At 62.5% G+C, this 22,422-nt stretch carries 23 protein-coding genes; 10 read left to right on the forward strand and 13 right to left on the reverse strand.

What is annotated here, in order from left to right; genetic code table 11:
- Positions 1-4: 4 nt before the first annotated feature.
- Positions 5-892, reverse strand: coding sequence for a LysR family transcriptional regulator (locus tag QCE73_RS35935; protein ID WP_309885621.1), 888 nt, complete (start codon positions 890-892; stop codon positions 5-7).
- A gap of 124 nt (positions 893-1,016) precedes the next feature.
- Between QCE73_RS35935 and QCE73_RS35940 the strand changes: the two genes are divergently transcribed.
- The gene (locus QCE73_RS35940; protein ID WP_035504814.1) at positions 1,017-1,772 is read left to right on the forward strand and encodes an SDR family oxidoreductase; all 756 of its coding nucleotides are present in this window, start codon (positions 1,017-1,019) and stop codon (positions 1,770-1,772) included.
- A 72-nt stretch (positions 1,773-1,844) separates the two neighbouring features.
- On the opposite strand, the gene QCE73_RS35945 is transcribed toward QCE73_RS35940, so the two are convergent.
- Together QCE73_RS35945 and QCE73_RS35950 are read right to left on the reverse strand one after the other, a co-directional pair.
- The gene (locus QCE73_RS35945) at positions 1,845-2,735 is read right to left on the reverse strand and encodes an alpha/beta hydrolase (RefSeq protein ID WP_309885622.1); all 891 of its coding nucleotides are present in this window, start codon (positions 2,733-2,735) and stop codon (positions 1,845-1,847) included.
- A 130-nt stretch (positions 2,736-2,865) separates the two neighbouring features.
- Positions 2,866-3,798 carry a LysR family transcriptional regulator gene (locus tag QCE73_RS35950; protein WP_309885623.1) on the reverse strand — a complete coding sequence of 311 codons (933 nt, stop codon included), beginning with the start codon at positions 3,796-3,798 and terminating at the stop codon, positions 2,866-2,868.
- Between the two features lie 121 nt (positions 3,799-3,919).
- Between QCE73_RS35950 and QCE73_RS35955 the strand changes: the two genes are divergently transcribed.
- Positions 3,920-4,624, forward strand: coding sequence for a glutathione S-transferase family protein (locus tag QCE73_RS35955; protein WP_309885624.1), 705 nt, complete (start codon positions 3,920-3,922; stop codon positions 4,622-4,624).
- Positions 4,621-4,950 carry a multidrug efflux SMR transporter gene (locus tag QCE73_RS35960; protein ID WP_238214105.1) on the forward strand — a complete coding sequence of 110 codons (330 nt, stop codon included), beginning with the start codon at positions 4,621-4,623 and terminating at the stop codon, positions 4,948-4,950. Before QCE73_RS35955 ends, QCE73_RS35960 begins: the two co-directional genes overlap by 4 nt.
- Before the next feature lie 9 nt (positions 4,951-4,959).
- Here the strand turns inward: QCE73_RS35960 and QCE73_RS35965 are convergent, their stop codons facing one another.
- A complete protein-coding gene (locus QCE73_RS35965; RefSeq protein WP_309885625.1) occupies positions 4,960-5,745 on the reverse strand; it encodes an IclR family transcriptional regulator in 786 nt (261 codons plus the stop codon).
- 188 nt (positions 5,746-5,933) lie between these two features.
- Here QCE73_RS35965 and QCE73_RS35970 point away from each other — a divergent pair, with 188 nt between their 5' ends.
- The gene (locus QCE73_RS35970; protein WP_309885686.1) at positions 5,934-7,220 is read left to right on the forward strand and encodes an MFS transporter; all 1,287 of its coding nucleotides are present in this window, start codon (positions 5,934-5,936) and stop codon (positions 7,218-7,220) included.
- 4 nt (positions 7,221-7,224) lie between these two features.
- The gene (locus QCE73_RS35975; protein WP_035504833.1) at positions 7,225-7,671 is read left to right on the forward strand and encodes a type II 3-dehydroquinate dehydratase; all 447 of its coding nucleotides are present in this window, start codon (positions 7,225-7,227) and stop codon (positions 7,669-7,671) included.
- A 74-nt stretch (positions 7,672-7,745) separates the two neighbouring features.
- On the opposite strand, the gene QCE73_RS35980 is transcribed toward QCE73_RS35975, so the two are convergent.
- The 3 genes from QCE73_RS35980 to QCE73_RS35990 all read right to left on the reverse strand — a co-directional run bounded on the left by QCE73_RS35980 (position 7,746) and on the right by QCE73_RS35990 (position 11,538).
- Positions 7,746-8,933, reverse strand: a complete 1,188-nt coding sequence (locus tag QCE73_RS35980; RefSeq protein WP_309885626.1) for a porin — start codon at positions 8,931-8,933, stop codon at positions 7,746-7,748.
- A 225-nt stretch (positions 8,934-9,158) separates the two neighbouring features.
- Positions 9,159-10,127, reverse strand: coding sequence for a 2-hydroxyacid dehydrogenase (locus tag QCE73_RS35985; protein ID WP_309885627.1), 969 nt, complete (start codon positions 10,125-10,127; stop codon positions 9,159-9,161).
- Positions 10,128-10,182: 55 nt separating this feature from the next.
- On the reverse strand, positions 10,183-11,538 hold the full coding sequence (locus QCE73_RS35990) for an MFS transporter (protein ID WP_309885628.1): 1,356 nt from the start codon (positions 11,536-11,538) through the stop codon (positions 10,183-10,185).
- A 113-nt stretch (positions 11,539-11,651) separates the two neighbouring features.
- Between QCE73_RS35990 and QCE73_RS35995 the strand changes: the two genes are divergently transcribed.
- The 5 genes from QCE73_RS35995 (at position 11,652) to QCE73_RS36015 (ending at position 17,842) form a co-directional block, all read left to right on the forward strand.
- Complete coding sequence (locus QCE73_RS35995) at positions 11,652-12,815, forward strand: citrate synthase family protein (protein WP_309885629.1); 1,164 nt, start codon at positions 11,652-11,654, stop codon at positions 12,813-12,815.
- Positions 12,816-12,834: 19 nt separating this feature from the next.
- Complete coding sequence (locus QCE73_RS36000; protein WP_309885630.1) at positions 12,835-14,385, forward strand: alpha/beta hydrolase; 1,551 nt, start codon at positions 12,835-12,837, stop codon at positions 14,383-14,385.
- A 104-nt stretch (positions 14,386-14,489) separates the two neighbouring features.
- Positions 14,490-16,289 (forward strand): thiamine pyrophosphate-requiring protein, encoded by a 1,800-nt coding sequence (locus tag QCE73_RS36005; RefSeq protein ID WP_309885631.1) that lies wholly within the window; start codon positions 14,490-14,492, stop codon positions 16,287-16,289.
- A 176-nt stretch (positions 16,290-16,465) separates the two neighbouring features.
- Positions 16,466-17,242: a sulfite exporter TauE/SafE family protein gene (locus QCE73_RS36010; RefSeq protein ID WP_309885632.1), complete on the forward strand. Its 777-nt coding sequence runs from the start codon at positions 16,466-16,468 to the stop codon at positions 17,240-17,242.
- A gap of 99 nt (positions 17,243-17,341) precedes the next feature.
- Positions 17,342-17,842 carry a cupin domain-containing protein gene (locus QCE73_RS36015; protein WP_035504858.1) on the forward strand — a complete coding sequence of 167 codons (501 nt, stop codon included), beginning with the start codon at positions 17,342-17,344 and terminating at the stop codon, positions 17,840-17,842.
- Positions 17,843-17,857: 15 nt separating this feature from the next.
- Here the strand turns inward: QCE73_RS36015 and flgM are convergent, their stop codons facing one another.
- The 6 genes from flgM to QCE73_RS36045 form a co-directional block, all read right to left on the reverse strand.
- Positions 17,858-18,163, reverse strand: coding sequence for a flagellar biosynthesis anti-sigma factor FlgM (flgM, locus tag QCE73_RS36020; RefSeq protein WP_309885633.1), 306 nt, complete (start codon positions 18,161-18,163; stop codon positions 17,858-17,860).
- Positions 18,164-18,346: 183 nt separating this feature from the next.
- Positions 18,347-19,255, reverse strand: a complete 909-nt coding sequence (locus tag QCE73_RS36025) for a CHAD domain-containing protein (RefSeq protein WP_309885687.1) — start codon at positions 19,253-19,255, stop codon at positions 18,347-18,349.
- 103 nt (positions 19,256-19,358) lie between these two features.
- On the reverse strand, positions 19,359-20,084 hold the full coding sequence (locus QCE73_RS36030) for a GGDEF domain-containing protein (RefSeq protein ID WP_187603000.1): 726 nt from the start codon (positions 20,082-20,084) through the stop codon (positions 19,359-19,361).
- Between the two features lie 2 nt (positions 20,085-20,086).
- The gene (locus tag QCE73_RS36035) at positions 20,087-20,482 is read right to left on the reverse strand and encodes a DUF1987 domain-containing protein (RefSeq protein ID WP_309885634.1); all 396 of its coding nucleotides are present in this window, start codon (positions 20,480-20,482) and stop codon (positions 20,087-20,089) included.
- Between the two features lie 19 nt (positions 20,483-20,501).
- Positions 20,502-21,065, reverse strand: coding sequence for a SiaB family protein kinase (locus QCE73_RS36040; RefSeq protein ID WP_187602999.1), 564 nt, complete (start codon positions 21,063-21,065; stop codon positions 20,502-20,504).
- 12 nt (positions 21,066-21,077) lie between these two features.
- Positions 21,078-22,193, reverse strand: a complete 1,116-nt coding sequence (locus tag QCE73_RS36045) for a SpoIIE family protein phosphatase (RefSeq protein WP_035504872.1) — start codon at positions 22,191-22,193, stop codon at positions 21,078-21,080.
- Between the last annotated feature and the right edge of the window lie 229 nt (positions 22,194-22,422).

The raw sequence follows: 22,422 nt of genomic DNA on the forward strand, positions 1-22,422 counted from the left end.
CGCTTCAAAGCTGGAAAACGGACGCCACGTGGTCGATGAACGCCCGCACGACGGGCGGCAATCCTCGGCGCGTGGTGAATACGAGATGGACGATGCCGCTCTCCGTTTTCCATTCCGGAAACACATGAACGAGCGCGCCGTTCGCGAGTTGCTCCCGACATGCGTGATCGGGCAGCAACGCGACGCCGAGTCCCGCCATCGCGCTATCGCGCAGTGAGACATAGTCCACGCACGTCATCCGCGGCTCGCTGCGGATCGTATGCGATGCATCGTCCGGTCCGGTGAAAGTCCATTCGATCTCGCCCATCTGATCCGTGGTCGCGAGCGTCGGCAAGGCGGATAGCGCCGCAATGTCCCCGCTCATGCAAAGCGACGCGACCGAGGGCGCAGCCACCAGAATGCGGCTCGAGTGCCCCAGCGTGCGCACGATCAGCGATGCGTCCGTGTCCAGCCGCACGCGCACGCGAATGGCGATGTCGATACGTTCCTCGATCAGATCGACCGGGCGATCCACGGCGATGACCTGCAGGCGCGCCTTCGGGAAGCGCGTGAGGAACGTGCTGTACGCCTTCGAAAGTGTCGGCATGAGCCCGAGCGGACAACTGCAGCGGATGACCCCGCGAGGTTCGCTCAGCGCTTCGGAGATGACGGAGTCGGCCTGCTGCACGTCGAGCATGATCGTCCTGCAACGCTCATGGAAGGCGTGCCCGATCTCGGTCACCCGAAAGCGGCGCGTCGAGCGCTCGATCAGACGCACCCCGAGCCGCGCTTCCAGTGCGGCGATCCGGCGGCTGATGGTCGATTTGGGCGTGCGCAGCACGCGGCTCGCCGCAGCGAACCCGCCGTGCCCCACCACTTCCGCGAACAGCACGTAATCGTTGATGTCGGCCATGCCTATTGACCCATTTTTGGAACTATCAAACCCGGTTTCGCAGTCTACCGCGCCGATTGTCTCATTGGCATGATGCTCTCAACGCGACGCAGCCTGCGCCGCCAAACCAGACGGAGAGTTGAAAATGACTGGCAGATTCGAAAACAAGGTCGTGGTCGTGACGGGCGGTACGAGCGGAATCGGCTTCGCGACCGCGAAGCGCTTCGCTGCGGAAGGCGCATCGGTGTTCATCACCGGTCGTCGCCAGAAGGAGCTGGATGCGGCTGTCGAAGCGATGAACGGACGCGTCGTGGGCATCCGGGCGGACATGTCGAAACTCGCGGATATCGACCGGCTCTACGATGCCGTGCAGCAGAAGCATTCGAACATCGACGTGCTGTTCGCCAATGCCGGCGGCGGCTCCATGCTGCCGCTGGGCGCCATCACCGAGGAACACTACGAAGACACGTTCGGGCGCAACGTGAAAGGCGTGATCTTCACGGTTCAGAAAGCGATCCCGCTTCTGCGCGACGGCGCTTCCGTGATCCTCACGGGCTCGACCGCCGGCAGCACCGGCACCGCCGCGTTCAGCGTCTACAGCGCATCGAAGGCCGCTGTGCGCAGTCTCGCGCGTAGCTGGACGCTGGACCTGAAGGAGCGTGGGATTCGCGTGAATGTCGTCAGCCCGGGACCGGTGAAGACGCCGGGTCTTGTGGAGCTGGCGGGCCCGGACGCGGCGCAGCAGCAGGGTCTGCTCGACTACATGGCGTCGAACGTGCCGCTCGGACGCGTAGGCGATCCGGACGAGGTCGCCAAGGTCGTGCTGTTCCTGGGATCGGAAGAGTCCAGCTTCGTCGCCGGAGCCGAGTTTTTTGTCGACGGCGGGCTGGCCCAGGTCTGATTCACCGCTCGCCTGCCGGACAAGCTCGCAGGTTCGAGCCTGTCCGGGACGTCGTTAGTCAACCTGAGCGCCTTAAACCTTTTCGGACGCAGCGCCGATCGAACGATCGAGAAAGCTCAGCAGCAGCGGAGCGATTTCGTCGAGCTTGTCTTCCAGCGCGAAATGCCCCGTGTCGAGAATGTGCATCTCCGCATCGGGCAGATCGCGCAGATAGGGATGTGCGCCTTCTTCCGGGAAGATCTTGTCGTTCTTGCCCCACACGATGATCGTCGGCGGCCGGTGCTCGCGGAAGAACGCCTGAAACTGCGGGTAGAGCGGGACGTTCGTACCGTAATCGAGGAACAGATCCATCTGAATCTCGCGGTTGCCCGGACGGTCGAGCAGCGCCTGATCGTGCAGCCAGTTATCGGGGCTGATTCTCGACACATCGGAGACGCCGTCCGTGTACTGGAAGATCGTCGTGTCGAGCGTGACGAGGCCGTGCAACGCTTCGCGATTCTTCACGGACTGATCGGCCCAGTAGGCCTTGATCGGATTCCAGAACTCGCGCAGACCTTCGGTGTACGCATTGCCGTTCTGAACGATCAGCCCCGTCACTCGCGACGGATTCTTGAGCGCGAGCCGATAGCCCACCGGCGCACCGTAATCCATCACGTACATCGCAAAGCGATCGATATTCAGCCGGCCGAGCAACGTATCGATCATGTCGGCGTATCGCTGAAAGCCGTAGCTGAAAGCGGCGCGATCGGGAGAGTCGCTTTGACCGAAGCCGGGATAGTCGGGTGCGACGACGCGGTACTTCTGCGCAAGAATCGGGATCAGATTCCGAAACATGTGCGACGACGTCGGAAAGCCGTGCAGCAGAAGAACGACCGGCGCGTCAGATGCGCCGGCTTCTCTGTAGAACACGTTGACGCCATCGATGGTTTCGGACTGGTAGCGAACGACGGGAATCGAAGTCATGACAAGAATTCCTCTGAAAGATGATCGAGTGCCGCATCCGCTTCAAACCGGTCCGTGATGCAGCGTTGAATGCATGGTGCACCCGTCGCGATTTCGACGGAATCCTCATCGTGCAGAATGCACTCTTCTGTCATCGAGAAGAGTTGCCTTTCCTCGAATTCCGGCGCTTGCCTTCAAACAAATCGCGCTGTTGCGCGAGCCCTTCTCCGACCACATCGAAAAACGCTCGCACGCGCGCCGTCTTTCGCAGATCGGCATGCGTGACGATCCATAGTTCGCCTTCCAGTTCGGCGACCGGATTCGCGGCGACACGCGTGACGCCGATATCGCCGTCGCCGAGATAGCACGGCAGCAGCGCAAGGCCGATGCCCGCGCGCGCCGCGGTCAACTGATTCACCAGACTGTTCGTCCGGTACACGAACGACGACGGCGATGCATTGAGCGCCAGCCATTGCGCCGCGCGAATGCCCGACGCCGTTTCGTCCCAGCCGATCAACGCGTGATCGTCGGGCTTCCAGTTACGGCGAAGGCCGCCGGCATCGGCGACATACGACGGCGCGGCGTACCACGCCCACGCGACGCCTGCGAGCTTCTTGCCCCATAGCTCGCCCTCTTTCGGCCGCACCGGACGCAACGCGATATCCGCTTCGCGCCGCGACAGACTGAGCACGCGGTTTTCGATTGACAATTCGACGACGATGCCGGGATGCGCGAAACGGAACGCGGCGAGATGCGTGGTGAGCTGGCTATAAGCGAGCGTTTCCGACGATGTGACGCGCAAGCGTCCGCTCAGCCGATGATCGCCGCCGACGACATCGCGCCCCAGCGCAAGGAATTCATCTTCCATGCGCTCGGCGCCCGCCGCAATGCGCGCGCCGGCCTCCGTCGGCTGATACACGCCGCCCGGCAAGCGCTCGAACAGACGCGCGCCGAGCTGCGTTTCGAGCGCCTTCAGACGGCGATACGCCGTCGAATGATCAATGCCGAGCGCTTCCGATGCGGCATTGAGACTGCCGCCACGCTGAATCGTGAGCACGAGTCGGAGTTCGTTCCAGTCTTCCATGTATCGACGTTAAACCAGCGCTTGCATCGATGCAAGCGCGGCTTTCACCCTGACAATGGACTTGCATCATCGCAACCACTACTCTGCCGTTGTGCAGACACACATCAACGGGAGGCAGGTCATGAAGCCAATCGAAGCGCCGACGCTCACGCTCGTCAGTCATCCGCTTTGTCCATACGTGCAACGCGCCGCGATCGTGCTGGCGGAGAAAGGCGTCGGTTTCGAGAAGCGTTACGTCGATCTGGCGAACAGGCCCGCATGGTTCGAAACGCTTTCGCCGCTCGGGAAAGTGCCCTTGCTGATGATCGCGCGTGAAGGTCGCGAAGACGCCGTGATTTTCGAAAGCGCCGTGATCTGCGAGTATCTCGACGAAACGCAGCCGGGCCGCACGCTGCTTCCACAGGACGCGCTCGAGCGCGCGCAGCATCGCGGATGGATCGAGTTCGGATCGTCGATACTCGCCGAGATATGGAAGCTGGAAATCGCCACCGATGCATCGGTGTATCACGCCCAGCGAAAAGCGCTCGCGGAGCGGTTCGCGACGGTCGAGCGCGTGTTGAACGCGGGGCCGTGGTTTGCAGGCCGCGAGTTCGGCATGGTCGATGCCGTGTTCGCGCCGATCTTCCGCTATTTCGATGTATTCGATGAACTCGCGGACCTTCGGACGTTCACCGATACACCGAAGGTCATCGCATGGCGACGCGCGCTCGCTGCACGTCCGAGCGTGATCGGCGCGGCGCCTGCGGACTACGCACAGCGATTGCGCGCTTTCCTGCACGAACGCGATGCGTACCTGCTTCGCGCCGACGCCAAGGAACCGCGATGAGCCAGAGTGCGGCGTGGCTGCTGCTCGTCCTGTCCGGATTGCTCGATGTAGCGTGGGCGGTCTCGATGAAGTTGACGCAGGGCTATACGCGTCCCGGATGGACAGCGCTGTCGATCGTGCTGCTCGCGGCCTTCGTCTATCTGCTCGGCAAGGTGCTGGCGCTATTGCCGGTGGGCAGTGCGTATGCGGTATGGACCGGCATCGGCGCGCTGGGAACCGTGGTGCTCGGCGTCGTGCTGTTCGGCGAAACCGTGAGCGCGCTGAGGGTTATCGGCGCGGTGCTGGTCATCGCGGGGATCGCGGCGCTGAAGCAGGCGCCGGTCTGACGCAAGCACTTATCCCTTGCCGAGCGGCGGCCGGCCGGGAAACCCGGCCATATTGCTCAACTGCGCGAGTTCATTGGCCGCCTCGCGCAACAGCACCGAGTACTCGTGAATCTTCTCGACCGTCAGCCGCACGCGCGGACCGGCCAGGCTGATGACGCCGACGCATCGCGAGCCGCTCACCGCGGGCACCGCCACCGCCGACATGCGCGGGGCGAACACTTCATCGATCATCGCGTAGCCGCGCACGCGTGCCGCGTGCAGAAAACCCAGAAGCGCCTTGAGCGTCGTCGGCGCGTTGGGTCCGAACTCGTTCGGCTGTCCGAAGCCCTGCTTCAATACCAGCGCGACCGCCTGCTCATCGGTCATCGTCATGAGCCATGCGTGCCCGGTCGACGTGCATGAAAGCCGTGCCGCCTGCCCCATGTCCGGATCGTAGCGAAAGCCTGTGCGCTGCCCGTCCGCCTTGCCCACCCAGATGATCGCCTCGCCGTCCACGAGCGACAGCCGCGCCAGTTCGCCAGTCCGCGCGGCGACGCGTTCGATGATCGGCTGGGCGATATCCGCGATGCCCGTCAGGCTCAGAAACTCCAAGCCGTTCGACGTCATGCGCATGGTCAGGATGTAGCGGCCGTGATCGACCAGTTGCCGGACATATCCGCTATCGACGAGATCGACGAGCAACCGGTGACACGTGCTGCGCGGCAAAGCCAGAGCGTCGGCGATGGCGAGAAGGCCCGCGCCTTCTCCCTGCGACGCGAGGAAATCGAGAATTCTCAGGCCGTTTCTAAGCGACATGTCCCGTCTGTTTTCGTGATATGAAATGCAGTTCCGGTGCGGAACGTCCTGCCTTTGCAGCGCAAACAATAGCACTTGTTCGTGGCCAGAAACGAACGCTTCACCATATCGAACACAGGGGAGACACCATGTCAGTTCTTGCTGACTCAGACATCGCCGCGGGCGAACAAACCGCACAGACTCACTTGATGGCGCGTCGCGCGGTGGCGGGCGCCACCGTCGGCACAGCGCTGGAATGGTTCGACTTCGCCTTGTACGGCGTGGTCGCGGCTACCATTTTTCCGAAGCTGTTTTTCCCGTCGCTGGACCCGACCGCTTCGCTGCTGGCGTCGCTCGCGAGCTTCTGGGCGGGGCTTGCCGCACGCCCGCTCGGCGCGGTGATCTGCGGCATGCTCGGCGACCGCTGGGGACGCCGCAATCTGATGCTGGTCACGGTCTCGGTGATGGGCGTGTCGTCGTTTCTGATGGGATTGCTGCCCACCTATCAGCAGGTAGGCATTCTCGCGCCGACGTTGCTGGTTTCGCTGCGCATCATTCAGGGCTTCGCGCTCGGCGGCGAATCGACGGGCGCGCAACTGATGGCGGTGGAACATGCATCGCCGGCGCGACGCGGGCTGTATTCGGGCCTGCTCGGCATCTGTTCGCCGCTCAGCCAGATACTCGCCAATCTGGCGCTGTTCGCGCTGGCCGGTCTGCTTTCGGCCGATGATTTCGAATCATTCGGATGGAGAATCCCGTTCCTCGCGAGCTTCGTGCTCGTGCTGCTGGGCATCTATATCCGCATGAAGGTCAGCGAGACACCGGCCTTCGAAGCGCTCAGGAAGAACAAGGGCGAGCGCGTGCGCACTGCGAATCCGCTCGGCATCGTGTTCGAATTTCACTGGCGCACCGCGCTGCGTCTGACGCTGTTCTTCTGCGGCCCGGCTGCGCTGTTCTACCTGATCGTGGTCTTCTCGCTCAGCTATCTGACGAAGAATCTCGGCGTGCCGAAGCAGACCGGCTTCATGCTTCTGATGGTCGCGAATGTCTGCGCCATCGGCGGCGCGCTGGCGGGCGGCTATCTGAGCGACCGGATCGGGCGCAAACGCGCGCTGCTCATCGGCTCGTTCTGCACGCTGGTCTGCTGCCTGATCTATTTTCCGATCCTCAACCAGCACTCGATCGGCATGACGATGGCCGTGATGGGCGCGTTCCTCGGCTTCACGCAGTTCCAGAGCGGCATCCAGCCGGTGTGGTTCGCCGAATCGTTTCCGACCGAGGCGCGATACACGGGCTCCGCATTGTCGTACTCGGGCGCCAATCTGCTCACCGGCGGGCCGATGCCGATTGTCGCCGTGGCGCTGCTCAACGCGTTTCACGGTTCGCCGTGGGCGATCGTCGCGGTTTGCGGCTCGCTGAACCTCCTCTCCTTCCTCATGATCGCGACGTCCCGGGAAACCAAAGGCACCGCCCTCGAACGCAGCGCTACACACTGAAACCATGACCCGCAAGCTCTATATCCTCAATGGCTCGAACCTGAACATGCTGGGCGTCAGGGAACCTCACCTCTACGGCAGCACGACGCTGAAGGACATCGAACAGAACTGCCTCGCGCTGGCCGATACGCTCGAATTCGACTGCGTATTCCGTCAGACCAACAGCGAAAGCCAGTTGATCGACTGGATTCAGGAAGCGTTTTTGCAGGACGCCGCGCTGATCATCAACCCGGCCGGATTTTCGTTCGGACGCATTCCGGTGCTCGACGCGGTCAAGCTCGTGCGCCGGCCGGTGGTGGAAGTGCATATCACGAACATCCATCGGCGCTCCGAGGAATATCGTCACTCCACCATCTCGGTTGCGGCGACGGCGGTGATCTGCGGCGCTGGCGCGAATGGCTACTTGCTCGCAATTCGCGCGGTTGACGATCTCTGGAACGTTCAGAGTTGAACCCGGCGCACGCGGGCTCCGCGATGAGTCCGCGTGCGCCCGCCGTTCGAATCGAACTTGAATGGCGACGCGCGTCAGAACTTGTGCCGCAGGCCGATATGCACGCTGGTCTGCGCATCGCTCGTGGATGCCGTCAGGCTGTTGATCGCCGCGACCGCCGGCCGGTTGCGCGAGTCCGTTCCGGACGCATGCTGATACACGCCCATCACATAGACATCGGTGCGCTTGGACAGAAAGTAATCCGCGCTCAACACGCCCTGATGATAGGTCGCGCCGCCGTTCTCTCCCGTCGCGGATGCGATGCTGCTGCCCCTCATGTAGTCGTATGCGGCGGTCATCTGTAACGCCGGCGTGAACCAGTACTGCACGTTCACTTCCGCGTTGTTGAAGTGCACCGACCCGCGATAACCCGACGGATTCGGCCCGGAGTTCGCCGTGTCGCGGAGATTGCTGAACTGGATATTCGAGTACGTCGCGCCCAGAATCGCGTTGCCGATCTTGTACGAACCGCCCGCCGCGATCACCTCGTACGTGTGCGCCGATGCAAAGCCGCTGTACACCGGCGATGCGATATTCGTCGCGGCGGCGCTGGGCGTTCCCGTCGTGCTGTTGCCGAAGAAGCTCACGTTGGGATTGCGCACGTTCATGTACGCGGCCCCGAACGAGAACGGACCGCGATCATAGCCCGCACCGACGGACCACGTTTGATTGCGCGTGAAATCGCCCGCGACGCCGCCCACGCCATACATGCCGCCGAAATGCAGCCCGGCATAATTCGGGCTCTCGTACTTGATCGAGTTGTTGGTGCGATAACCGTTGTTGAAGTTATCGATGTCCCCCGGATGCGCCGCCAGATAGCCGCCGCCGAATGCGCGATCCGAGTACACGCCCGGATAGTCAACGACCATGTCGTATTGACGGCCGAGTGTGACCGTGCCGAGTCGCGCATCGGTCAGGCCGACGTATGCGCGGCGGCCGAACTCGAGGCCGCCTTGCGTGAACTTGCCGGTGCTCGCATCGAAGCCGCTTTCGAGCAGGAAGATCGCCTTCAGTCCGCCGCCGAGATCCTCCGAACCGCGCAAGCCCCATCGACTGCCCTGCAACACGCCGCCTGCCATGCTCCACTGACTTTTCCCGCCCGCGTTGCTCGTGTAACTCAAACCCTGATCGATGACGCCGAACAACGTCACCGCGCTTTGCGCGTGCGCGGCAGTCGCCGCCAGGCCGAGCAGGCCGATGGGAATCAAACGGCTATGTCTCACTCTTCTTCTCCATGGTTCATCGCGCGAGCGTGGACGATGCATCCACGGCTCGCGCTGAGGTCATCGCGGCTTGTTTGAGCCGCGTCGGGACACGCGCCATCGATGCGGCGGTCGATGGTAGCGTTATCATTTCGATGCGAAAAAATGCGGGGTTGTGTTGCGTGAGGCTGGTTTGCAGGGCTTGAAGAGCCCTGCGTGATGGCGAGGGGCCGGCGCCTCCGGGCTTCAGTGCGTGCTTTCGAGCTCCGCGTCGATGACCGTCCCGCTGCGCGGGCTTTCGATGCCGAAATGCCTGGCGAGCGCATCGACGACGTTCTCCGCCATCGCGCGGCGCGTCTCCTCCGTTCCCGATCCGATATGAGGCGTGAGCACCAGCCTGCGATCGCGTATGAGCGCCTCGGGCACGGCGGGCTCGTGCTCGAACACATCGAGCGCGGCGCCCGCGAGCCTGTCCGATGCGAGCGCCGCGATGAGCGCCTGCTCATCGACCACCGGGCCACGCGCGATGTTCACGAGAAAGCCATCGGGGCCGAGCGCATCGATCACGGTCGCATCGATGAGATGATGCGTCGCCGACGAGAGCGGACACGTGAGGATGAGCATGTCGCAGTCACGCGCGAGCCGGGTCACGTCGTCGTAGTACGGAATATCGACGGGCTTGCGGCTCGGTCCAAAATACGCGAGCTTCGAACCGAACGCCTTGAGACGATGTGCAATCGCCGATCCGATCGTCCCCAGTCCGACGATGCCGACTTTCATGCGCGAGATGGAACGTCCCAGCCGGTATTGACCTTGCACGGGCCATTGTCCCGAGCGCACGTAAGCATCCGCGTTCACGAAGTCGCGCGTGACTGCGAGCGCGAGGCCGACAGCCGCATTCGACACGTCTTCCGCCAGGATATGCGAGGTGTTCTCGATGCGAATGCCGCGCGCGCGCGTCGCGCCGATGTCCACGTTATCCAGTCCCGCGCTATAGCTCGAAATGATTTCGAGCGCGGGAAGCGTATCGAGGAATGCCGTATCGATCTTCGTTTTGCGCAGCGCGATCCCGCGCACCTTGTTGCCGTGCTCTTTCAGAAACGCGCTCGCGGATTCGGGCTCTTGCGGCAGATCGAGCACGGTAAAAAGCGCTCGCAATTCCGCGTGAGTCCATTCGGGCAGTTCTGCCGCGTTGAGGATGATCGGCTTGGTCATGGTTCTGATTCGATGATGTATGCAATTGATGCAGGGCGAAGCGCGCAACGAAGCTTCAACTCATCTTCACGCGCTCGATCTTGCCCATGAAGAACAGATAGACGATGGCCGCGATCAGACAGTGCGCAGCGACGAAGTACAGTCCGACCGTATAGCCGCCCGTCGCCTGCACGAGATAGCCGAAGACGATCGGCGTCACGATGCCGCCGATGTTGCCGATGCAATTGAAGATCGCGCCCGCAAGACCCACTGCCTCGCGCGGGGCCGTGTCGCTCACGATGGCCCACGTTCCCGCGCCCGCCGCCGCGCCCTTGCCGAAGAAGGCCAGCGCCATCAGCAGGACGATCACGACATTGCTTTCGGTGACGGCCGAGAGCACGATGCTGCAGCCCACCGCCATGCCGACGATATACGGCGTCTTGCGCGCCCACGACACGCTCCATCCGCGACGAATGAGCCAGTCGGAGATCGTGCCGCCCGCAATGCCGCCGACAAAGCCCGCGACAGCCGGCACCATCGTCGCGAAGCCGGCCTGCATCACGTTCATGCCGCGCGCCTGAACGAGGTAGATCGGAAACCAGGTGATGAAGAAATAGCTCAGCGCGATGGTGCAATACTGGCCGATATACGCGCACCACAACATGCGATTGCCGAGCAGCGCGCGAATCGCGCCGGGCGCCAGCACGGGACGCGATTTGAGTTCGTGCTTCGAATCGATATCGATCATCGCGCCGCCCGCGATGATGTGTTCGAGTTCGGCGCTGGAGACGCGCGGATGCTTGCGCGGCTCATGCATGACGACCGCCCACACGCCCGCCGCCGCGATGCCGATCAAACCCAGCGCGATGAACGGCGCAGGCCAGCCGAAGCGCGACGTGAGCCATCCCGCGAACGGCGAGAAAATGGCCACCGCGAAATACGATGCCGATGCGAACAGCGACGTGGCAAGACCCCGCTCTTCCTTGGGGAACCACATGACCGCGACGCGGCCATTGGCGGGAAAGCTCGGCGCTTCGATCAGTCCGAGTGCGAAGCGCAGCGCGAACAATAAGCCGAGCGCGACTGACAGATCCGACGTGAAGTTGCCGATGAAGCCGACGAGCATGGTCGCGATGGACCAGAGAATGAGCGTCGCGCCATACATCGTCTTGGTGCCGAGCCGATCGAGCAACAGGCCGCCGGGTATCTGACCGACGACATAAGCCCAGCTGAACGCCGACAACACATAGCCGAGCTGCACGTGATTCAGGCCGAATTCCTTCGATATGCCGGGACCGGCGATCGACAGGATGGCGCGATCTGCATAGGCCACCGTTGCCAGCAGCAGTATCATCGCGAGGATCGAGTAACGCGTGCGGGTCGTGCGGGCCGCCGTGCCCGCTATATACTGGGTCGTTCGCTCTGTAGCCACCGATATCTCCTCTTCATGCCCCTGAACGGTTCGCGATGTCGCGCGATGCGAGCGCCTGGTCCGGGGTTGGTTTATGTTTCGCATTAGACCGATGCCGTGGATGACCGTCAATCTTGATTGATTCGATCAACGTGAAGAACTGGATGACCCAGGAAGAAGCCTGCGAGGCCCTCGGCGTGCGCAAGCAAACGCTCTATGCGTATGTCAGCCGCGGTCAGATCGAAGTCCAGGGCGATCCGCAGCACGCAAACCGCAACCTGTATCGCGCAGCGGATATCACGACGCTTCTCAAGAAACGCAGCCTCGGGCGGGCGCGCAAGAACATCGCTGCAAGCACGATGGCCTGGGGCGAGCCGATCATCGATACGAGCATCTCCACGATCACGCGCGGCAGGCTTTACTATCGCGGGCAGGATGCCGTGCAACTGGCTGCATCCGCGACGCTCGAAGATGTCGCGCGGCTGCTCTGGAACGTGACCGAGGCGCCGCACTTCGCTTCGTGCGAGCCGGTTGCGTTCGACGGCCCCACAGGTACGCGCGTTTTCGCCGCCCTGGCCCGCGACGCCGCGCATGTTCGAATCGAGTCGGCGCGCAAACTGGCGGACGAGGCGCATCAGGCCGCGGCGCTGGTTGGCCGCCTCGCGAGCAATTTCGTCGAGTTGCGATCGGATGAAGGCCCATTGCATCTGCGCATCGCGAATGCGTGGGATGTTCCGCGTCATGCGGATCTGCTTCGCCGCGTGCTCGTCCTGCTGGCCGATCAGGAACTGACGAGTTCTTCGTTCGCCGCGCGCGTGGCCGCATCGACGGGAGCGTCGCTCGGGGCGAGCATGATCGCGGGACTCGCCGTGTTCTCCGGACCCATGCATGGCAATGCAATCGTGCGCGTCCGTCAATTGATGGATGATGCCAAACGAGGTGGAACCGAGACCGCCGTCCGGCGAAGGATCGCGCAAGGCGAACCGTTGCCGGGCTTCGGTCACGAGCTTTATCCGCAGGGCGATCCGCGTGCGGCCGATCTCCTGTCCGCTTTCGAAGCGCCCGACGATGCACGCGAACTCATCGATTGTGTCGAGCGCTTGACGGGCAAGCTGCCCGCGATCGACATGGCGCTTGCCGCGCTCGTCGAGCATTGCCCGCTTCCCGACGAAGCGGCGTTCGCGTTGTTTTCGATTGCGCGCAGTGTCGGCTGGATGGCGCACTCGATCGAGCACGTGATGGAAGGCAGTTTGTTGCGGCCGCGCGCGCGGTATGTCGGGCTGGCTGTCGGTGAATGAGTGCGGCCGGGCCGCTTCCATGATGAGAACTGCGAAACGATGGCTGGTACGAGTGACGGCGGTCATCGCGACCGTGTCGTTGCTTTGCGCGTGCGCTGCGGGCGGTGCCGACAATCGAGCGAGCCACGCGGCTTCGTTCGAGACTACGCCTTGCCCCCGGCCGAACATCGCCGGATTCCCCGATCTCGATTTCCCATCGAACGTTCAATGCGGCTATCTCACCGTCCCTGAAAATCGCGCGCTGCCCGACGGACGACACATCCGCATCTTCGTCATGCGCGCACTCGCTGTCTCGGACAAACCGCGGCGCGATCCGCTCGTCTATCTGTCGGGTGGTCCGGGCGGCGCGGGATCGTTCGAAGCGGCGTTCATGATGAAGCAGGGAATCAATGCCGGGCGCGAGGTCATCTTCGTCGATCAACGTGGCACCCACCGCGCCGATCCGCTCCTTGCGTGCCCCGCGTGGGAGCAGTATGTGTTCGATTCCGTCAGCAGCCGCTTCACGACTCGATCCGGCACGCTGGCGGATGCATCGGCTCTCAAGTCGTGTCGCGATGCGATGGCCGCCGCCGGCGTCGATCTCGCCGCCTACAACACCACCGAAAACGCCGCCGACATCGCCGATCTACGCGTCGCACTCGGTATCGACCGATGGGACGTCTACGGCGTCTCGTATGGATCGCGGCTCGCACTGACTTTGCTGCGCGATCATCCGCAAGGCATCCGAAGCGTGGTGCTCGATTCGGTATCGCCGCCCACGGTCAATATCGTCGAGGACTGGTGGACGGCGCCGGCGAGTTCGTTCAGGGCGATTTCCGCTGCGTGCGCCGCCGACGCCTCTTGCGTCCGGGCCTACCCGCATCTGCAAGCCGACTTGAACCTCGCAGTGAAGCGACTCGATCGGAAGCCGTTTACGACACGAGTCAAGGACGACTCGGGTGCTTCGGTGAAGGTGGTCATCGACGGCTTCGCGTTCGCCTATACGCTCATCATGACGAGCGAGCGCGGCAATGCGTCAGACGTCCCGAGGATGATCTCCGATACGGCGCGAGGCGACGCGCGCGCGGTCGCCGCCCGCTATCTCGCGTTGCGCGGTCCGCAGCAGTTCGTCGGTTTGGGCGGCATGGGTCTCGCCCTCGGCGTGTTCTGCGAAGAAAGCGCCAATCTGGCGACCGAGGCAGCGACGCTCGCAAAAGCGAAAGCTGCCCTTCCCGGTTTTCCCGAACGCGTGCTCCGGATTCAGCCCAAGCAAGGGCGGCTCTTCACCGAGTGTCCGGTCTGGAACGTCGGCAAGGCGCCTCCTTCGGTCAGTGCCCGAATCGTGAGCGATGTGCCCGTGCTGATACTCGAAGGCGCATTCGATGCCGCGACCGCGCCGGCGTGGGTCGGCGCGATCACGCCGGATCTCGGCCGCGCGCAGGTCGTGTCGTTTCCGTACACGGGGCATTCGGTGCTCGGCAAATCCGGTTGCGCGCAATCGATCATGGCCGCCTTCCTCGATGATCCGACGCATCCTGTCGATGCCTCGTGCGCCGCGAGCCAAACGCTGAAATTCGATACCGGTCGATAGCCAGCCGTTCCGGTGTTTCCCGAACCCGGCATGCGTTTTGCGCGTCGATCCTATCCGTCGCGGGTGACTGCTTCTCACCCGGACGTCAAAAGGAGCATCGCGTCATGTCCAATCCTACCGTCGGCGATTTTCTGATCGAACGTTTGCACGCCTGGGGCGTACGCCGCATTTACGGCTATCCCGGCGACGGCATCAACGGCGTATTCGGCGCGCTGAATCGCGCGAAAGGCAAGATCGAATTCATCCAGGCACGGCACGAAGAGATGGCCGCCTTCATGGCCTCCGCGCATGCGAAGTTCACCGGCGAACTCGGCGTGTGCATCGCGACATCGGGACCGGGCGCGGCGCATCTGATCACCGGCCTTTACGATGCGCGCCTCGATCACATGCCAGTCCTCGCGATCGCGGGCCAGCAGGCGCGTGCGGCGCTGGGCGGCCACTATCAGCAGGAAGTCGATCTTGCCGCGATGTTCAAGGACGTGGCCGGCGCCTTCGTGCAGCAGGCGAGCGTGCCGTCGCAGATTCGCCATCTCGTCGATCGCGCGGTGCGTATCGCGCTGTCGGAACGCAAGGTGACGGCGCTCATCCTGCCGAACGATTTACAGGACCTCGAATATGAATCGCCGGGCCGCAAGCATGGCACGCTGCATTCGGGCGTCGGCTATCGCGCGCCGAAGATCGTGCCGTATGACGATGACCTGCAACGCGCCGCCGATGTCCTCAACGCGGGCAAGAAGGTCGCGATTCTCGTCGGCGCGGGCGCGTTGCAGGCGACCGACGAAGTCATCGCTGTCGCGGACAAACTCGGCGCGGGCGTCGCGAAGGCGCTGCTCGGCAAGGCCGCGTTGCCCGACGATCTGCCTTTCGTCACGGGCTCGATCGGCCTGCTCGGCACCGAGCCGAGCTACAAGATGATGAACGGATGCGACACGCTGCTCATGATCGGCTCGGGCTTTCCGTACGCCGAGTTTCTGCCGAAGGAAGGCGCGGCGCGCGGCGTGCAGATCGACCTCAAGGCGGACATGCTCTCGATCCGCTATCCGATGGAAGTGAATCTCGTCGGCGACAGCGCCGAGACCTTGCGCGCGCTCCTGCCCTTGCTGCAACAGAAGACGGACCTCGCGTGGCGCAAGGACATCGAAGGCTGGGTCGAAGACTGGTGGAAGACATTGGAGAAGCGCGCGATAACGCCCGCGAAGGGCGGCGTGAATCCGCAGCGCACCGTGTGGGAGTTGTCGCCGCGCGTGCCCGCGAACGCGATCGTCACGAGCGATTCGGGATCGGTGGCCAACTGGTACGCGCGCGATCTGAAGGTGAAGCGCGGCATGATGTGCTCGCTGTCGGGCGGCCTTGCATCGATGGGCGCGGCCGTGCCGTATGCGATCGCCGCGAAGTTCGCGTATCCGGAGCGGCCGGTGATCGCGCTCGTCGGCGATGGCGCGATGCAGATGAACAACATGGCCGAGCTCATCACCGTCGCGAAGTACTGGAAGCAATGGTCGAATCCGAGCTGGATCTGCATGGTGCTCAATAACGAGGACCTGAATCAGGTCACGTGGGAGCAGCGCGTGATGGAAGGCGATCCGAAGTTCGAGGCGTCGCAGGACATTCCATCGGTGCCTTATCACAAGTTCGCGGAAATGATCGGCTTGAAGGGCTTTTATGTCGATGATGCGGAGCGCATGGCGGCTGTGTGGGATGAAGCGCTGGCGGCGGATCGTCCGGTGGTGATCGAAGTGAAGGCCGATCCGAACGTGCCGCCGTTGCCGCCGCACATCACGTTGCAGCAGGCGAAGGCCTTCGCGACGACGCTTATGAAGGGTGATCCAAGTCAGGCGAACGTGATCGTCGATACGGCGAAGCAGGTGCTTGGTGCGGTGCTGCCGGGGCATAAGGAGGAGTGACGAGAACGGCGTGCTTCATCGATGACGCGAAGCACGCGCCGCACTCGTCCCTCGAAGTAATTCCCAACTAAGTCAAGCCAGCGACACTTCCCGCGTGCCCACCTCCCCCGGCACGCAACCGCCGCTCGCCAACCCGGCGAGCGCGCCCCGCTACGCATCCGAGCCGATCAAGCACCATGGTTTTAACCCCCGACACCATCGTCATCATTATCGCTGCCGGCCTCTTTTGCGGCTTTCTCAACGCGGTCGCGTCTTCGGGATCTGCCGTATCCCTTCCTGTTCTGATGTCGGTCGGTCTGCATGCCGTCGCCGCCAATGCGACCAACCGCGTTCCGGTTCTCGTCGGCGCCATCGCTGCCACGGTCGGACTGGCGCGACGCGGGGCTATCCCATGGAAACGCACGCTGAGCACGGCCGGCCCGATCACGCTGGGCGCGGCAGCAGGAGCGCTGCTGAGCGAACGGATTCCCGGTCACGATCTTCGGATGGTGATCGTGGCGGCCGTGGCCGTCGCGCTCGTTCTCATCCTCACCAACCTCAAGAAGCTGTTGAACTCGGCCGCCAACGGCGACGCGCGAGTCGACTGGAAGGTGATGCTTCTGCTTTTCTGCGTCGGCGTCTGGACAGGCTTCATCGTGCTGGATGCCGGAACGTACATGCTGCTCGTGCTCGTCCTGGCGGCGGACTTCGCGCTGCCCGAGGCGAACGCGCTCAGAAATTTCGCGACCGCCACGGCGACCGCGGTAGCGATGGCAATCTTCGCCGGGCACGAGAGCGTCGACTGGACGACGGGCGGCATCATGGCGCTCGGCAGCGTCGCCGGTGGCCTGCTGGGTGCGCGGCTCGCCATCTCCGAGCAGGCGCGGCGCTGGATAGTGGGCCTTCTCATCGTCGTGATCGTGGGCGAGCTGGCTAACCTGTCGATCCGTTATTTCGCTCACTTGCTGCACTGATCGAAGACGCGCCTCGCAGTAATTCTGAGCTAAGTCGCCGCCGACATCATGAAGTCGACCGGGCCGCGGACCCCGCACCCCGATTCAAGGAGAAACGTCATGAAAACAGATTTCCTGCACGGCGAGCAGAATGCAGCCCCTATCGATATTCCGGCCATCGGGCTCAGCATTCAAGTACGCATTGCTTCGAAAGCGACCGGAGCATCGGCGACGCTACTGGAAACAACAGACCAACCCGGATTCGGCCCGCCGCAGCATCGGCATGAGATCGAGACGGAAGTCTTTCATGTCGTGCAAGGCCGTTATCTTTTCGACGTGGACGGAAAGCAGACCATCGTCAGCGCAGGCGAGACGATAGTCGCGAAACAAGGCACCACGCACCGCTTCATCAATATCGACGATCGACCGTCGCGGATGCTGGTGCTGGTCACGCCCGGCTGGGACGCCACCCGTTTTTTCAGCGAACTCGGTGACGTGATGGCGAATGGTTCGCCGGACCCGGCGGTATTGAAAGCATTCGGCGACGAGTGGCGCATCGAGTTTGTCGGTCCGCCGCTCACGAGGCCCGCCGAACTCGCCCCCGACGCATTAAGCGTGTAATCGGCGTACGCGCGATCAAATGCGGCTTCTCGCTTGCAGCAGGTCGCGCGCGGTGCTCAGCATGCCGTCCGCGATATTGCCCGAATCGATCTTGTAGCTACCGTCACGCAGCGCGGCCTTGATCGACTCGACCTTGGCCGTATCGATGTCGGAGCCGCTCGATTCGCCCAGCGCGGACATGGACGACAGACTCACCGTCGAGTTCTGCGCACCGGCGGCGCTCACCGGTTGCACGGCGGCCTTCGCATCGCCGTTGTTCGTCGCGCGTTGCGTGTCGCTCTGGACGGTTGCGACTGTGTAGTTACTGGATTCGATCTTCATGGTGTCTACTCCCGACGTGTTGAATCCTTTAACGGTCCGGGGTTTGAAATCTTCACCATGCACGGGAACGCGTGACCGATCCCGACGCTCGCCGCACCCCGCGAAGCCTTGCCGGGCGGGCGTCTCAGTCGTTTGAAACAAATTGAAACAAAGTGTGAGCAAAGCCACACAAGGGCGATCGGGTCAACTCGCGATGGCTCGAACGCGTCGCGCCGCAGCGCGCATGCGCCGGCCCTTCTGCTTCTCCAGCCATTGCAGCGACTCCTGCACGACTTCGGGCGGAACGTCCTCGAATGACGCGTCGCGAATCAGCATTTCGCTTGCGGCGATGTCGTTGAACTGGCCGAGCTTGTTCTGCACCGACGTCAGCTCCTTGATCGTGCGATCGTGTCCGCCCTTGATCACGGGCTGAAAAAACTCGAGCAGATAGCGCAGCTTCTTGCCGGCCTTGCGAACGTCGTGGAGATCTTCTTCGTGGGCAGTCTCGTTACGCGATGCATATTTGCTGCGCTTCTTCAGCGCGCGCTCTGCCCGGCGAACGCGATCCTCCGCGAAGTCTCGAATCGGAAGATCATTGCAGCTCGACGCCAGCGCGTTCTGCGCGCGAAGCAGGACGTCGTTGAGGAACGACTCGACATCATCGCTCTTGATCATCGTCTGGCTATGCACCACTGCCTGCGCCCGCTTTTGTCTCGCGGCTGCCACGAGAAGGCCCATCGATGCACGCGACGCCTGCGCGGCTTTCAGAAGATCGCCGGCGATATCCCAGTCTCGCGTGCCACCGGCCACGGCGGCCAGGCGCTTGAACTCTTCGGTAGCGTGCGCGGTCGCTTCTTCGCCGAGATAAGGCGAATAAGCCCAGTACAAGGCACGCAGTTTTCTGAATGCGACGCGTAGTTGATGGAATGCTTCGGCATCGCAATCCGTGGCGACTTCTCGTGCTCGCCGCACGGCTTCGGCAACGACGGGCGCCGCCAATGATGAAAACGTGCTCGCTATTGATTCCGTGTCGGCTGTCGATGAATCGGCCGGTCGTCGGCCTTCCTTGAAATTGATCGGCCGGGGCAAGGGCCAGTCAGCATCCATATCCACCATCGAGGCCTCGAGTCAGACAGAATTTTGGTGGACTTGACCATACCACAGCGAAGTACCCGAAAGCTGAACTCGATGACGATTTGATGAAGGTAGAACCCGTTTACCGATCGGCGAATTCGACGCGGTTGCGCCCGCCTCGCTTGGCGCGATAAAGCGCTGCATCGGCCGACGCGTAGGCCGTGTCGAAGCCGGCTCCGGCTTCGTTGTTGCTGATGCCGAAACTCGCGGTGATGCGGCGATCGACCGGCGGAACAATCAGCGAATCGCTGATTGCTTCACGCATACGCTCCGCGAGAAGCGCGGCGCTGGATGGATCGTGACCGGGCAACAGCACGGTGAATTCCTCTCCGCCCACGCGCCCGATGAAGCCGCGCTCGCCCACGATTCGCCGCAGACAATCCACGACGCCCAGTATCACCGCGTCGCCTGTGGGATGGCCGAAATCGTCGTTGATCCGTTTGAACTCGTCGATGTCCAGGACAATCATCACCGCGCTGTTCGTGCGCAGCATCTTGCCGGTCCGCTCGATCACGGCGCTGCGATTGAGCACGCCTGTCAGCGCATCGTGCGACGCGCGATGTTCGAGCTGCGTGGCAAGCGCCTGCATCTCGCGCTCGGCACGATCGCTTCTGCCGATCAAACGCCGCGTGTCCCGCATCAGCCGCTCGAAATGATCGATGAGTTCGCCAAGCGACTCGCGATATACATGCGCATCCGCATCGGCGGCCGCATGCACGGCGCGGGCTTTCACGAGCGCCGCGCTCTCCTTCTGAAACAGATCGGGCGCCGCGTCCGGAGGCAGATCAGGCGAGGATGTCGAGGGCATCCTTAACGTCCCTGATAAATGATGGGACGATCCGTGAATTCGATTGCGCCGAAATCGGCCTTCAGCTCTTCGCCGAATTCGGCAATCGTCTCGTCTTCTTCATCGTGATACCAGTTCATCAGCACGCGGCTTCCCGATTGACCCGCCTGATCGAGCGCGTCGAACATGCTGAACAGCATCTTGGTGCTCGAACTATTGAAGTAAGTCAGCACGACATCGATGGTGATGACCGCGCCCGCGTTCTCGGCCAGATACTTGCGCATCTGCTCGATGACAGGCGCATAAAAAGCCGCCGCGTTTTCCGGGTATGACTCGCCCTTGAGCGACAACGCGTGCTGGTCGAAACGAAAATCGACCTCGGGCGACGTCGTCGTGGCGGCGATATAGAGGTTATCCATGGTTCTTGCGCCTTCCTGCTCAGATTTTGGCCATGAGGCAAAACAGCGTGGTTCCGGGGTCGTCGGCACGCGGGTGAAAAGCAAACTCGAGCGGCGCACTCGCATCGCGCGCCATCGTGAGAAATCCAAGGCCCGCGCCCTTGCTGTCTTCCGGCGTGTCGGACCGCAGCGATAGCTTGTACGCCTGCCTGATCTCTTCCAGCGACATGTTGCGCAGGGGTTCGAGCTTATTGCGCAGATTCTCGACTTCCGCAGTCGCCATCGGATTGACGCATAACATCACGTGATGCTCGCCGTCCTTCGAGATGCAGACTGCTCCCTCGCGTATGGCCCCCGCCGTCTCGCCGCCCGCTTTCAATGCGTCCGACGAGTAGTGAACGATGTTCTGCGACAGCTCCACAAAGGACGAGAAAAGCTTGCGGCGAGTCGGCGCGTTCACGCCCGCGACTTCCAGTTGAAGCTTGACCACCTCGCCCATCGCCGCGACGATGTTATGCGAGAAATAGCCCTTGTGATAGAAGAGAACATTGCGTCGCCGCGCCAGATCGAAAAAGGCGCTGTCTTGATCGAGTAGTTGAGACATTCTGGAAATTGACTAGATACGGGCACAAAAGAACGTGACGTCATCGCGGCGCGGCTGCGTGCGTTGCCATTCGGCGAGTGCGAGCCGAAGCGCTTCGCAGATCGTCGACGGTGGCTCGGCCCGATGTTCGCGAATCACATCGAGCGCGCGGCGCCGGCCGAAAGAAATGCTTCGCGGGCCGCCGATCTGATCCGTCAGTCCGTCCGTGCAGATGAAAAAGAGGCTGCCCTTCGGTAATGAAATGGCGTGCGCCTTCCATTCATAATTCGCGCGGCTATCGACATAACCTACGCCCATGCGATCGGGCGCGATCGTTTCGAACTCCGTCGCGTCGGGCGACAGGATATGCAACGCAATCCTCGCCCCCGCGAAATGCAGCACGCTCTTTGCGGCATCGAACCAGAAGAATGCGGAATCCAGCCCGTCGTTGGATTGCGGTCCGCCGCTCGCGTTGTTCACCTGCCCGAGCAAGCCCTTCACGTTGCGGTTGAGCGCCGACAGCAAGGCGGCCGGATCGCGCGGTCCCATCTGTTCGAGCGCCTTCGAGAGAGACGCCGAAGCGAGCAGCGTCATGAACGCGCCGGGCACGCCGTGGCCGGTGCAATCGGCTATCGCGCCGAACCAGTCGCCGGAGTTCGCCGCGAAATGATAGAAGTCGCCGCCGACCACGTCGCGTGGCTCCCAGACCATTGCGGCATCGCGTATATGCGTCGACAAGGTTTCATCGGAAGTACGCAGCATCGCGCGTTGAATCACGCTCGCGTACTCGATGCTCTGCATGATCTGGCGGTTCTTCTCCGCCTGCATTTCCGCTACGGCGCTGACGAGTTCCAGTCCGCTGCCCACGCCCGTGAAGCGGCCGCCGCGCGTGACGATGAAACCATCGACAAGCGCTTTCTCTCCGGCCTCGACGGTTCTGAATGCAAGCGTTTCGATGCTCTCGTCCGCATCGACGATCAAAGGCTCCTTGTCCATGAACGCGATGCAGGTCTTCTTATCGTATAGCTCGCGATGAAAAGGCTTGCTCATTTGCGACATGAAGATATCCCGGTTGATCAGGCCGATGGGACGAAGGCCATCGATGACCGCGAGACTTCCCATGTCGCGACGCGCCGAGAAAATCTCCATCACGAGCGAGTTGGAGTCCTCTGCGTCGACGAACGGCACTTCCTGGCATAAGTCTCCCGCAGTGCGTGGCTCTATCTGGGCAGAAGATCGGCGAAACCTCGAAAACGCTGGCTGCATGGCACGCGGATGACATATGAAGAAACCCCGCACGCTACGGTTTCTGTGTGTACTTTATGTGTCAGATCGAAGAAAGTTCGGCCGATTGGCGCGAATGTGAAGAACGATCGTT

The organism is Caballeronia sp. LZ029, from assembly GCF_031451275.1.
Taxonomy (GTDB): Bacteria; Pseudomonadota; Gammaproteobacteria; order Burkholderiales; family Burkholderiaceae; genus Caballeronia; species Caballeronia jiangsuensis.